This window comes from Kitasatospora sp. NPDC001527, assembly GCF_040298605.1.
Taxonomy (GTDB): domain Bacteria; phylum Actinomycetota; class Actinomycetes; order Streptomycetales; family Streptomycetaceae; genus Kitasatospora.
Window position 1 is genome coordinate 167786 of record NZ_JBEPAM010000008.1, and the last position, 12776, is coordinate 180561.

The following is a 12776-nucleotide window of genomic DNA, read 5'->3' on the forward strand; positions in this document are numbered from 1 at the left end:
TGCGGTCAGCTCCGGTCCGGACCGACCAGCCGGGCGTGCAGGGCCAGGGCGGAGGCGTCGGTGAGGGTGGCGATCTGGTCGACCACCGTGCGCAGGGCGGCCCGGTCGTCCTCCGCCTCCCGGTACATCGCGGCGAAGACCGGGTCGAGCACCTCGGGGGCGCGCCGGGCGAGGACCTCGGCCAGCTCGGCGATCACGATCCGCTGCCGGGCCCGCAGCTGGGCCTGCTCGTCGCGCTGCATCACGTACCGGACGGCGACCGCCTTGAGCACCGCGCACTCCAGCCGGACCTCGCGCGGCACCACCAGCTCGGCCGCGTAGCGGGTGAGCCGGCCGGGGCCGTAGCGGGCCCGGGTGGCCTGCTCGGCGGCCAGGCAGAACCGGCCGATCAGCTGGCTGGTGAGGTCCTTGAGCCCGGCGCGGGCGCGGGCGGTGCCGTCGTAGGAATCCGGCCACCACTCCTGGGCCAGCAGCCGGTCCAGGGCGGCCGACAGCTCCTCGGGCCCGGCGTCCCGGGCGTAGCGCCCGGCGACCTCGAACAGTTCCTCGCGCTCGCCCGGGGCGCGCAGCGCGGCCGGGTCGATGTGGCCGGCCTGGAGGCCGTCCTCGACGTCGTGGGTCGAGTAGGCGACGTCGTCGGACCAGTCCATGACGGTGGCCTCGAAGCACCTGCGCCCGGCCGGGGAGCCGGTCCGCAGCCAGCGGAAGACCGGCAGGTCGTCGGCGTAGACGCCGTACTTGGGGGAGGCCGGGTCGGCGGGGTGGGCGCCGTGCGGCCACGGGTACTTGGTGGCGGCGTCCAGGGCGGCACGGGTCAGGTTGAGACCCACGCTGCGGCCCGGCCAGGGGGCCAGCCGGGCGGGCGCCTCGTCCTGCGGGGCGAAGCGCTTGGGCTCCAGACGGGTCAGGATGCGCAGCGACTGCGCGTTGCCCTCGAAGCCGCCGCAGGCCTCGGCGGCCTGGTCGAGCGCCTCCTCACCGGTGTGGCCGAACGGCGGGTGGCCGATGTCGTGGGCCAGGCAGGCGGTCTCCACGAGGTCCGGGTCGCAGCCGAGGGCGGCGCCCAGCTCGCGGCCGACCTGGGCGCACTCCAGCGAGTGGGTCAGCCGGGTGCGGGGGAAGTCGCTGCGCATCGGGGCGACCACCTGGGTGGTGCCGGCGAGCCGGCGCAGGGCGGCGGAGTGGAGCACGCGGGCGCGGTCGCGCTGGAACGCCGTGCGGCCGGGGCGCTTGTCCGGTTCGGGAACCCAGCGGGCCTCGGCGGCGCGATCGTACGGGTTCAAGGTCGGGGCGGCGGTGAGGCGGTGCGCGGTGTCGTCCATATGACCATCACGGTACGCCGCGGCGGTGACACCGGAAGTGTGCCGCGCGCGACGGCGCGCGGGCCGGGGTGTGAACCCTGAGGGTCCGTCGTCGGACCCCCGTCCGCCGGCGCCCGGAGGGGCCCGCGCCGGTCAGCCGCGGACCGCCTTGAGGACGGCCGCGGCGGCGCCCTCCTGGCCCTTGGCGTTCGGGTGGATTGCGGCCAGGCCGGGCGCCGGGAACGGCGGCTCCACCCACCGGGCGCCCTCCCCCGCGCACATGTCGTGGCCGGCCGACGGCGCCGCGAGGTCCACGAAGACCGCCCCGGCCGCCTCCGCGCGCTTCTTGAGCATGGCGTTGAGCTGCTGTTCCTTCTCCACCAGGAAGCCCAGGTCCCCGCCGGCCACGGTCGAGCCCAGCACCGGGAGGCAGCTCGCCGGATCGGCGGGCAGCAGCGACGGGTAGCCGACCACGTACACCCGGGCCTGCGGGGAGCGGCGCTTGATCTCCTCCAGCTGCCGGCCGAGCCGCTCGCCCGCGCTGTCCACCTTGCGCTGCACCTGGTCGCCGCCGTCCGCGGTGCCGTAGGAGTCGCGGCAGGGCGCGGCGGCGCGCTCCGAGCCGACCAGGCCCTTGAACGCGTCCACCAGGTTCTCCCTGGCGCACTGGCCGACGACGTCCATGAAGCCGGCGTCGTTGCCGCCGATGCCGACGGTCACCAGACGGGTGGCCGTGGTGAGCGCGTCCAGTTGCGGCGGGTTGCTGCCGCCGTCGGTGTTCTGGGCACCGCTCAGGTCGCCGGTGCGGGCACCGCTGCAGCTGACGTCCCGGAACCGCTCCCCGGTCAGGCCGAGCGCCTGGGCCACCAGGGACGGGTAGTTGACCGCCGACCGGGAGCAGCCCTTCGGCTCGCCCGCCTGCGGGCTGATCTTCAGGCCGGCCGTGTAGGAGTCGCCGAGCGCCACGTACGGGCCGGTGGGCGTGGGCGTCGGGGTGGCCGCGGCGGCGGCCCGCGCGGGCGCGGAGCCGTCCGCGGCGGCGGCGACGGTCGCGGAGCCGGTCGAACCGGAGCAGCCGGCGACCAGCAGGGCGGCGAGGCCCGCGCCCACCGCGCCGGTGAGCGCGGTGGTCGGGCGTACGGAAAGCGGCACGGGATCCCCCCGGGTAGGAGCCGGTGATCTTCCTACGACGGCCCGTCCCCCGGGCACCGCAGGGCCCAACGGACGGGCGCGCCCGATCGCTCCCGCCCGGGGCGGTGACTTTCCGGCGCCGGCGCGGTTCCTCCGGGCCCGGTCCGCTCCCCGATCCGGGGCTACTCCGGACCGCGCTCGTGCTCGGCCAGGAACTGCTCGAAGCGCCGGCCCAGCTCGTCCGCCGACGGCAGGTCCGTCGGCTCGGCCAGCAGGCTCTCCCGGCCCTCGGCACCGGCCACCGCGTCGTACTGGCCCTCCATGCCGCGGATCGCCGAGCGCAACTCGCCGTCGCCCTGCGCCAGCTGCTCCTCGATGTCGGCGTACACCACGTCGACCCGCTCGCGCAGCAGGGTGCCGGGCAGCACCAGCCCGGTCGCGGACTGCACCGCTTCCAGGATCTGCACCGCGGCCGCCGGGTACGCCGAACGCGCCACGTAGTGCGGCACGTGCGCGGCGAAGCCCAGCACGTCGTGCCCCGCCTCGGCCAGCCGGTACTCCAGCAGCGCCTGGGCGCTGCCCGGCACCTGGGCCTGCTCGAACCACTGCGGGTAGCCGGCCGCGAGGTCCAGCCGGTTGCCGTGCGGCGTCAGGCCGACCGGCCGGGTGTGCGGCACGCCCATCGGGATGCCGTGGAAGTCCAGGCTCAGCCGGACGTCGAAGCGCTCGACCAGCTGGCGCACGGCGGCGACGAAGCGCTCCCACTCGACGTCCGGCTCCGGGCCGGTGAGCAGCAGGAACGGCGAACCGGCCGTGTCGTGGACCAGCTGGAGGAGGATCTCCGGCGGCTCGTAGGACGACCAGTGCTCGCGGTCGAAGAGCATCGCGGGGCGGCGGGCCCGGTAGTCCACCAGGCGGTCGTGGTCGAAGCGGGCGACCACCTGCGGCGCCCCGGTCTCCAGCAGGTGGGCGACCACCTGGGCGCCCGCCTCGCCGGCGTCCATGAAGCCCTCGAAGTGGTGGAGCAGCACCAGGCCGGCACCGGTGTCCGCCAGCGCGGCCCTCGCCGCGGCCACGGCGGCCACACCCTGTTCGTCCAGCTCGTACAGCGCCTGGGGATCACGCACCGCTCACCCACACCCCGTTTCTCTCCTCGTCGCGGTTCGCCGCGTCCGCTCCCCCGCGCGTCGGCGCGCGCGGGAGGGCTCGTGCCCGGCTCTCCTCGTCCAGCGTGCGGGGCGCCGCCGGAATTCCCGGCGGGCCGGGACGTTTGCCCGGACCGCCCGCGGCGGGCCCCCGGCCGGCCGGTCCGGCCATGATCGCACCCGCCTCGAAAGGCCCAGGTCAGCGGGGAGCGGACGGGCGCGACGACCCGTCCGGGCGCTGTCCCGGGGGCCATTCGTGTGCCGCGAAGTGACGCACCGCCTTCTGACGGGTATCGTCCTCTCGCTGCCTCGCATCGTCGCGTCGTCGTCACGTCGTCCGTAACGCCGTCGACCACGTCCCGGACCGGTGTTCGGCCAGCCACCCACGACGCATCTTGCCTTCACCTGGCCGCCTGCTTCCCTTCGCGCACTCGTTTCCTCCTCGGCCATCTCGCGGACGCACACTGTCCCCTCGCTCATCCCGCCGGACCGGTCCGTGGACCCGTGTCCGTTCCGGCACCGCGCTGCCCGTCTCCGGGCCGTCGCTCCCCGCTCCGCTCGACCGGACCTCCGGCGTGCGCGGGCACCGGTGGGCGCGCTCCGGGGCGGGGCGAACCAGTCATCGCTCGCCCGCGCCGCACCCCGGCACGGGCCAGCGCCCTCCGACCGATGAAGGACCGAAGGTTCCGTGCCCGTACCTGTCATCCTCACCGGCCGCACCGTGCGGCTGGAGCCCCTCGCCGCGCACCACGCCGAGGCCATCGCCAAGGCCGGCGCCGAGGACCGTACGACCTACGCCTTCACCCCCGTCCCGCACGGCCTGGAAGCGGCCCGGGAGTACGTCGCGCGCGCCCTGGCCGACCAGGCCGCCGGCCGGTCGCTGCCGTTCGCCACGGTGAACCAGGCCGACGGCCGGGTGGTGGGCTCCACGCGGTTCCTGGAACTCGACTACTGGCAGGGGCCGCTGGTCTGGCCGCCGGTGCCGGGCGTGCCGTTCGGCGATCCGGACACCGCCGTCCCGGACGCCGCCGAGATCGGCAACACCTGGCTGTCGCCGCGCGCCCAGGGCACCGGCATCAACACCGAGGCCAAGCTGCTGATGCTCCGGCACGCCTTCGAGGTGTGGGGCGTGCAGCGGATCTCGCTGCGCGCCGACGCCCGCAACCTGCGCTCGCGCACCGCCATCGAGCGGCTCGGCGCGACCTCCGAGGGAGTCCGCCGGGCGCACTCGCGCGGGCTGGACGGGGTGGTCAGGTCGACCGCGTTCTACTCGATCCTGGACGACGAGTGGCCGGCCGTCCGGGACATCATCGAACTGCGGATCGCCGCCGCCACCTCGCCGAGCGCCCCGGACCCGGCGATCAACCAGGAGTGCCTTAGACACGGCGGCGGCGCCGGGCACCTGATCACCGCCTGACCGTCAGGACCCGAGCGGCTCCCCGGTGGCGGCGGCCCGCAGCAGCCGTACCAGCAGGCCGCTGCCCCCGCCGTCGCGCGGCCCGGGCGCGCGGTGGGGACAGGTCTCGACGACGGCGGACACCGGGCGCCAGCCCTCCCGGCCCGGGGCGACGGCCAGCTCCCAGACGGGCTGGCCGTCGCGGCAGAGCCGCAGGGCGCCCCCGCCGGTGAGGACCCGCCAGCCGCGGTCCGGCTCCGCGCCGGTCCGCAGCGCCCGCCACTGGGCGTCCGTCCACACCACGTCCGGCACCGGGCAGGAGCGCGGCACCAGCATGTCCGCGCCGCCCCGGCCGCCGGGGACGCCGGGGACGCTCCCGGGCTCCGGGAACGCCCAGGCGGGCAGCGGCTCGCGGGCGGCCAGCCAGGCCGCGGGGATGCCGGCCGTCCCGGTGTGCGCGGCCACCACGCCACCGGTGATCGCGGCGACGGTGTCCATGTCGCCGCCGGCGGCCACCGCCTCCCAGACCGCCGCCGGGTAGTCGGCGAGCCGGCGGGCCGCGCACCACAGCGCGTACGGGACGGTGTCGGCGGCGCTGGTGCGGCTGCCGTTGCCGAGCACCCGGGCGGCGCGCTCGGAGTCCGGCTCGGCGAGAAGGGCGATCGCCTCGGTCAGGCCGTCGTGGACGGCGCCGCGCGGGGTGAGCCGGCGGACCTTCTCCAGGAAGTTCTCCGGCGTCATCCGCGTGGTCCGGGCCCGCACCGCGAGGGCCGCCGCCACCGCGACGGCGATCGCGCCGTCCACGGCCTGCGGGTGGGTGTGGGTGATCAGCGCCGACTCGGCGGCCGGGCGCACCGCCCGCACCGGGTCGGCCGCGTACGCCGCCCCGAGCGGGGCGACCCGCATCGCGGCGCCGTTGCCGTACGAACCCCGGCCGTCGAACAGCCCGGCGGCCAGCGCCGTCGCGTCGCCGCCCTCCCGGATCAGCCGCAGCAGGCGGTTGGCGGACGGGCCGTAGCCCCGGTCGAAGTCGTGCCGGCGGGCGAAGGCATGGGTGAGGTCGAACACGTCGATCCCGCCGCGCTCGGTGTGCGCGGCGTACAGCGAACACGCCATCTCGGTGTCGTCGGTCCACGGCCAGCAGCCGGGCGGAGCCGTGCGGGCGGTCAGGTGGGTGCGGGCGGTGGCGGGGACGAAGAACTGGGCGCCGAGGGCGTCGCCGACGGAGAGGCCGTTGAGCGCGTCGAGCGCCGGGCCGGTGTGAGGAGTCGTCATCGCGGACAAGCCCACCCTCCGCACCGCCCCGCGTCAACCTCGTTTGACCGGACGGCCCCCCGGCGGGCGACGTTCCGCATACCGCCGATCCGGGCGGGAACCACCGGGGCATGACCAGCGCCGGCTCCCTCGTCGACCCCCTGCTGCTGCTCGGCGCCGACCAGCAGCACATCGTCACCCGCGCCCAGCTGCGCCGGCTCGGCGTGCCGTCCGGCACCATCGCGCACCGGCTGCGGCCCGGCGGGCCCTGGCAGCGGGTCCTTCCCCGGGTGATCTGCCTGCAGACCGGCCGGCTGACGGTGCGCCAGCGGCTGCGGGCCGCCGTCGCCTACGCGGCTCCCAAGGGGCTGCCCGCGCCACCCGGCGGGGAGGTGCTGCTCACCGGCGTGGCGGTGCTCGCCGACGCCGGACTCCCCTCGGCCGGGCACCCGGCGGACCTCACCGCCGTGGACGTGCTGATCCCCGCTCGGCGCAGGGTCGCCGACCGGGCCTTCGTGCGGATCCACCGGGCGAGCGGGCCGATGCCCGGCGGCTTCGAGCGCGACGACGGCCTCTGGAGCACCTCGGTCGCCCGGGCACTGGCGGACCTCGCGCCCCGGGAGAGCGGACGGCACCGGTTCCGCGCGCTGTGCGCCGAGGCCGTCCAGCGCCGGCACTGCGAACTCGGCGAGCTGCTGGACCAGTTGCTGGCCCGGCCGGACGTGCGCGAGCTGCCCCGGCTGGCCTCGGTGGTGGAGGAGCTGACCGCCGGGGTGCGCTCGGTGGTCGAGGGCGAGGCGCGGGACGCGGTGCGCGGCGCCGGGCTGCCCGAGCCGCTGTGGAACCCGGTGCTGTTCCTGGACGGGAGGTTCCTGGCCGTGCCGGACGCCTACTGGCCGTCGGCCTGCGTCGCGCTGGAGATCGACTCCCGGGCCTGGCACCTGCGGCCGGCCGACCACGAGCGGAGCCTGACCCGAGCCAACCGGCTGACCGCCGCCGGCCTGCCGGTGGTCCGCACCACCCCCGTCCAACTGCGCCGGGACCCGGGCCCCGTGCTGCACGAACTGGCCGCGCTGCTCGCGTCCGGCCCGCACGGCCCGCACGCCCGGATCAGCTGGCGCCGGGCCCGCTGACCGGCGCGGGCCCCGCCCCCGTCCTGGAACCCGGCGGCCGGTGGTAGCCGGTCTGCCCGGGCGGCGGCGGCCGAGAGCCGCCCGAGGTTGTCCGGATCGAAGGGGCTCGACGGCGGGGCCGCCGGGACGCTCAGCAGCGGGCGTCGATCTCCTGGAAGGTGCCGTAGTGGTCGGCGGTCCAGTACTGCTCGCCGGAGTCGCCGGTGACCACGCGGCGGGCGCCGCGGTCGGCGGAGCCGGGGGTCACGACGGTGAACTCGTGGTAGTAGCCGGAGGCCTTGCGCGGGAGGCGGTTCTCGCGGTTCTCGAAGACGATGCCGTCCGAGCGGTAGGGGTAGGGGCCGCCCTTGGCGATCAGGCCGAGGGTGTCGCGGGCCTGGCCGGGCAGCGTGGTGCGGCAGACGTCGGCCATCGCCGGGTCGGTCGGCACCCAGCCGGTGGCGGAGCCGGCCGCGGGCGGGGTGGCCGGTGCGGAGGGCTTGGGCGCGCTCGGCTTGGGTGCGCTCGGCTTCGAAGCCGAGGGGCCGCTCGACGCGGCGGCCGGTCCGGTGGAGGTCGCGGCGGCCGTGGGCGTGCTGTCGCCGGTGCCGTCGGACACGACGTAGCCGACTGCGGCGGCGATCGCGCAGAGCAGCACGGCGAGGACGGTCCACAGGCGGTTCTTGCTGGTCATGGATTCCAGCTTGGCAGCCGGCGGCCCCGTACCCGGCGAGCCACACGCGTGGCCGCGGCCACATCCGGGCTCTCGGGCACGGCACGGGGGAAGGCCGCGCGGCTCGCCCCGGCCTCTGGAAAAGCCGCGCGGCCGGGGCGGGTACGGACGCCGTTGTCCGTTCCCGCCCCGGCCGCTCTCACGTACGCCGGTTCTCCTGCGCCGAGCTCCGGTGTACGCCCCTCCCCGATGGAGGGGACACGGTCAGCGGTCGCGCCGGGCCGGGGGGCTCGGAGCCCCCCGGCGTTTTCAGCGCGAGTCGCTGCCCGCGGACTCGATGGCGGCGCGGCCGGCCTCCAGGCGCGCCACCGGGATCCGGAAGGGGGAGCAGGAGACGTAGTCCAGCCCCACCTCGTGGAAGAAGTGGACCGAGTCCGGGTCGCCGCCGTGCTCGCCGCAGACGCCGAGCTTGAGGTCGGGGCGGGTGGCCCGGCCGGCCTCGACGGCGTGCTTGACGAGCGAGCCGACGCCGTCGCGGTCGATGGTCTCGAACGGCGAGACCCCGAAGATGCCCTTCTCCAGGTAGGCGGTGAAGAAGGAGGCCTCGACGTCGTCGCGGGAGAAGCCCCAGACCGTCTGGGTGAGGTCGTTGGTGCCGAAGGAGAAGAACTCGGCGGCCTCGGCGATCTGGCCGGCCGTCACGGCGGCGCGCGGCAGCTCGATCATGGTGCCCAGCTTGATGTCCAGCTGGACGCCGGTGGACTGGGCGACCTCGGCGAGCACGCGCTCGCACTCGTCGCGGACCAGCTCCAGCTCCTGGACGGTGCCGACCAGCGGGATCATGACCTCGGGGCGCGGGTCCCCGCCGGCCAGCTTGCGCTCGGCGGCGGCCTCGGCGATGGCCCGGACCTGCATGCCGAACAGGCCGGGGATGACCAGGCCGAGGCGCACGCCGCGCAGGCCGAGCATCGGGTTCTGCTCGTGCAGCTTGTGCACCGCCTGGAGCAGGCGCAGGTCGTTCTCGTTCGGGTCCTTGCGGGCCTCGGCGAGGGCGACGCGCACCGACAGCTCGGTGATGTCCGGCAGGAACTCGTGCAGCGGCGGGTCGAGCAGGCGGACGGTGACGGGCAGGCCGTCCAGCGCCTGGAAGAGCTCGACGAAGTCGCCCTTCTGCATCGGCAGCAGGGTGGAGAGCGCCTGCTCGCGGTCCTTGTCGTTGTCCGCCAGGATCAGGTGCTCGACCTCCTTGCGGCGCTCCTCGCCGAGGAACATGTGCTCGGTGCGGCACAGGCCGATGCCCTGGGCGCCGTAGCGGCGGGCGCGCGAGCCGTCCTCGGCGTTGTCGGCGTTGGCGCGCACGGCGAGCCGGCGGCGGACGTCGGCGTGCGACATCAGCCGGTGCACGGCCTGGACCAGGCCGCCCTGGACGTCGGCGCCGGCGTGCAGGGTGCCCTCGAAGTACTCGACCACCGGGGAGGGCAGCACGGGTACCTCGCCGAGGTAGACCTTGCCGGTCGCACCGTCGATGGAGACGATGTCGCCCTCTTCGAGGACCAGGCCGTCGGCGGTGGTCATCCGGCGGCGCTTGGTGTCGACCTCCAGCTCCTCGGCGCCGCAGACACAGGTCTTGCCCATGCCGCGGGCGACGACGGCGGCGTGCGAGGTCTTGCCGCCGCGCGAGGTGAGGATGCCCTCGGCGGCGATCATGCCGTCCAGGTCGTCCGGGTTGGTCTCGCGGCGGACCAGGATGACCTTCTCGCCGGAGCGCGACCACTTCACCGCGGTGTAGGAGTCGAAGACGATCTTGCCGATGGCGGCGCCGGGCGAGGCGGCGAGGCCCCAGGCGATCTGCTTGGACTCGGCGTTCGGGGCGAAGCGCGGGAACATCAGCTGGGAGAGCTGGCCGCCGGTGACCCGCATCAGGGCCTCGTCCAGGTCGATCAGGCCCTGGTCGACCAGCTGGACGGCGATCCGGAAGGCGGCCGCGGCGGTGCGCTTGCCGACCCGGGTCTGGAGCATCCAGAGCTTGCCGCGCTCGATGGTGAACTCGATGTCGCAGAGGTCGCGGTAGTGGTTCTCGAGCTTCTGCATGATCGCCATCAGCTCGTCGTACGACTTCTTGTCGAGCTTCTCCAGCTCGGACAGCGGCAGGGTGTTGCGGATGCCGGCGACGACGTCCTCGCCCTGGGCGTTGGACAGGTAGTCGCCGTAGACGCCCTGGGTGCCGGTGGAGGGGTCACGGGTGAAGGCGACACCGGTGCCGGAGTCCTCGCCGAGGTTGCCGAAGACCATGGTGCAGACGTTGACCGCGGTGCCCAGGTCGTTCGGGATGCGCTCCTGGCGGCGGTAGAGCCGGGCCCGGTCGCCGTTCCAGGAGTGGAAGACGGCGTGGATCGCGAGGTCCATCTGCTCGCGCGGCTCCTGCGGGAAGGCCCGGCCGGTCTCGCGTTCGACGATGCCCTTGAACACCCCGACCAGCCGCTTCAGGTCCGCGGCGTCGAGGTCGAGGTCGTTGGCGGTGCCCTTGGCGTGCTTGGCCTCGTCCAGGGCCTCCTCGAACAGCTCGCCGTCGACGCCCAGCACGGTCTTGCCGAACATCTGGACCAGGCGGCGGTAGGAGTCCCAGGCGAAGCGCTCGTTGCCGGACTGCGCGGCCAGGCCGGCCACCGAGGCGTCGGAGAGGCCGATGTTCAGGACGGTGTCCATCATGCCGGGCATGGAGAACTTGGCACCCGAACGCACCGAGACGAGCAGCGGGTTGTCGGCCTGGCCGAGCTTCTTGCCCATCTCGTGCTCGAGGGCGTCCAGATGGGCGCTGATCTCCTCGTGCAGCGAGGTGGGCTCGCTGCCGGTCTCCAGGAAGACCTTGCAGGCCTCGGTGGTGATGGTGAACCCCGGGGGAACCGGAAGGCCCAGGTTGGTCATCTCGGCCAGGTTCGCGCCCTTACCGCCAAGAAGATCCTTGAGGTCCTTGTTTCCTTCAGTGAAGGAGTAAACAAACTTCTGCTGGGACGCCACGGGTCGGTCTCCTCGCACACGGTTGCCCTGACGCCGGAGAACATACCCATTTCGAAGGCGCTCCCGCGCCGCCAATAGGGCGTACGTCGTCAGGATCGGCAAGTAACCCGCTAGATCGAATGCCCTGAATCGTGTTCACCTCTGGTGGTGAAATCGTCCGGTTGACGCTAGCGAGTGTTCAAGTCTTGAAGGCGGCGAAACCGGAAGATCACATCACCGGAACGCACCGTAGCCGCGGACCCTCCGGGCTGACGGACCGGCTTGATTTCCTGCACCCTCAGTGCCCGATCCGCCACCGCTCCCCTTCGGGAAGCGATCCGCCCCCGACTTGTTCATTTCGTCCTGTCGGCCACCTCCGACCGCCAGGGTATGTGGCCAGCGTCACGAGCGCATCTCATCGTTCGAGCGTAGGCCCACTGCGCCCTTCGTCGCACAGCGTCCAGAAATGAGTCCGCTCCGTGATGTCCTGCTGCCGAAAAGGAGCCCTCTTGGCCAGATCGGCGAAGAGGGCTGGGACGCCGCGGCAATCGACCGGAGGGGTCAATTTTGCCAATGCGTAGTGGTCAGCCGCCAGACGTATCCGATTCGGCATCCTCACCCGGTCGGGCGCAGTCATACGGATCGTCCAACCAGCCGTCCGGCAGAACGACCCGGTTGTTGCCGCTGGTCCGCCCGCGGGGGCCGTCCGCACCGGCCGGCCAGTCCTGGGACTGCTCCACCAGGGCGAGGGTTTCGGCCAGTTCGGACAGGGAGGAGGAGTTGGCCAGCTTCACCCGCAGCTCCGAGCCCACCGAGAAGCCCTTGGTGTACCAGGCGACGTGCTTGCGGAAGTCGATCACGCCACGGGCCTCGTCGCCCAGCCACTCGCCGAGCAGCTGCGCGTGCCGGACCATCGCCCGCGCCACGTCGGCGAAGGTCGGGCGGGCGTAGTCCACCTCGCCCTCGAAGATCGCCACCAGGTCCTTGAACAGCCACGGCCGGCCCAGGCAGCCGCGGCCGACCACCACGCCGTCGCAGCCGGTCTCGCGCATCATCCGCACCGCGTCGTCCGCCGACCAGATGTCCCCGTTGCCGAGCACCGGGATCCCCGCAGGGACGGACTCGCGCAGCCGGGCGATCGCCGACCAGTCGGCGGTGCCGCCGTAGTGCTGGGCGGCGGTGCGGCCGTGCAGGGCGATCGCGGAGACGCCCTCCTCCGCGCCGATCCGGCCGGCGTCCAGGTAGGTGAGGTGGTCGTCGTCGATGCCCTTGCGCATCTTCATGGTGACCGGAAGGTCACCGGCGTTGGCCACGGCCTCGCGCAGGATCTCGCGCAGCAGGTTGCGCTTGTACGGCAGCGCCGAGCCGCCGCCCTTGCGGGTCACCTTGGGGACGGGGCAGCCGAAATTGAGGTCGATGTGGTCGGCGAGGCCCTCATCGGCGATCATCCGGGCCGCCTTGCCGACGGTCACCGGGTCCACCCCGTACAGCTGGATCGAGCGCGGCTTCTCGCTCGGGTCGAACTTGATCAGCTGCATCGTCTTGGCGTTGCGCTCGACCAGGGCCCGGGTGGTGATCATCTCGGAGACGTAGAGGCCCTTGCCCCCGCTCTGCTCGCGGCACAGGGTGCGGAACGGCGCGTTGGTGATGCCGGCCATCGGCGCCAGCACGACGGGCGGCCAGACCTGCAGCGGGCCGATGGACAGCGGCGCGAACTCGCCGCCGGCCGGGCGGACGGGGCCGCGCGCGGTGGCGGCCGCGGTGGTG

9 protein-coding genes are annotated in these 12776 nt (G+C 74.2%); 2 read left to right on the forward strand and 7 right to left on the reverse strand.

Going from position 1 to position 12776, the window contains the following annotated elements; translation table 11 throughout:
* Window positions 1-5: 5 nt before the first annotated feature.
* From ABT238_RS11490 to ABT238_RS11500, 3 genes are all read right to left on the reverse strand, one after another.
* The gene (locus ABT238_RS11490; RefSeq protein ID WP_350566436.1) at window positions 6-1322 is read right to left on the reverse strand and encodes a deoxyguanosinetriphosphate triphosphohydrolase; all 1317 of its coding nucleotides are present in this window, start codon (window positions 1320-1322) and stop codon (window positions 6-8) included.
* A gap of 132 nt (window positions 1323-1454) precedes the next feature.
* On the reverse strand, window positions 1455-2453 hold the full coding sequence (locus ABT238_RS11495; protein WP_350566434.1) for an SGNH/GDSL hydrolase family protein: 999 nt from the start codon (window positions 2451-2453) through the stop codon (window positions 1455-1457).
* Window positions 2454-2614: 161 nt separating this feature from the next.
* Window positions 2615-3559 (reverse strand): PAC2 family protein, encoded by a 945-nt coding sequence (locus ABT238_RS11500; RefSeq protein ID WP_350566432.1) that lies wholly within the window; start codon window positions 3557-3559, stop codon window positions 2615-2617.
* 706 nt (window positions 3560-4265) lie between these two features.
* Here ABT238_RS11500 and ABT238_RS11505 point away from each other — a divergent pair.
* Complete coding sequence (locus ABT238_RS11505) at window positions 4266-4994, forward strand: GNAT family N-acetyltransferase (protein WP_350566430.1); 729 nt, start codon at window positions 4266-4268, stop codon at window positions 4992-4994.
* Between the two features lie 3 nt (window positions 4995-4997).
* Here the strand turns inward: ABT238_RS11505 and ABT238_RS11510 are convergent, their stop codons facing one another.
* Window positions 4998-6248, reverse strand: coding sequence for an ADP-ribosylglycohydrolase family protein (locus tag ABT238_RS11510; protein WP_350756720.1), 1251 nt, complete (start codon window positions 6246-6248; stop codon window positions 4998-5000).
* 110 nt (window positions 6249-6358) lie between these two features.
* Here ABT238_RS11510 and ABT238_RS11515 point away from each other — a divergent pair, with 110 nt between their 5' ends.
* The gene (locus tag ABT238_RS11515; protein WP_350756723.1) at window positions 6359-7360 is read left to right on the forward strand and encodes a putative endonuclease domain-containing protein; all 1002 of its coding nucleotides are present in this window, start codon (window positions 6359-6361) and stop codon (window positions 7358-7360) included.
* A gap of 130 nt (window positions 7361-7490) precedes the next feature.
* Here ABT238_RS11515 and ABT238_RS11520 read toward each other — a convergent pair whose 3' ends face one another.
* The 3 genes from ABT238_RS11520 to dusB form a co-directional block, all read right to left on the reverse strand.
* Window positions 7491-8033, reverse strand: a complete 543-nt coding sequence (locus ABT238_RS11520; protein WP_350566424.1) for a ribonuclease domain-containing protein — start codon at window positions 8031-8033, stop codon at window positions 7491-7493.
* A 288-nt stretch (window positions 8034-8321) separates the two neighbouring features.
* Window positions 8322-11030 (reverse strand): pyruvate, phosphate dikinase, encoded by a 2709-nt coding sequence (gene ppdK, locus ABT238_RS11525; protein ID WP_350566422.1) that lies wholly within the window; start codon window positions 11028-11030, stop codon window positions 8322-8324.
* 563 nt (window positions 11031-11593) lie between these two features.
* Entirely contained in the window at window positions 11594-12667 is a 1074-nt protein-coding gene (gene dusB, locus ABT238_RS11530) for a tRNA dihydrouridine synthase DusB (protein WP_502884272.1), read from the reverse strand.
* Window positions 12668-12776 lie beyond the last annotated feature (109 nt).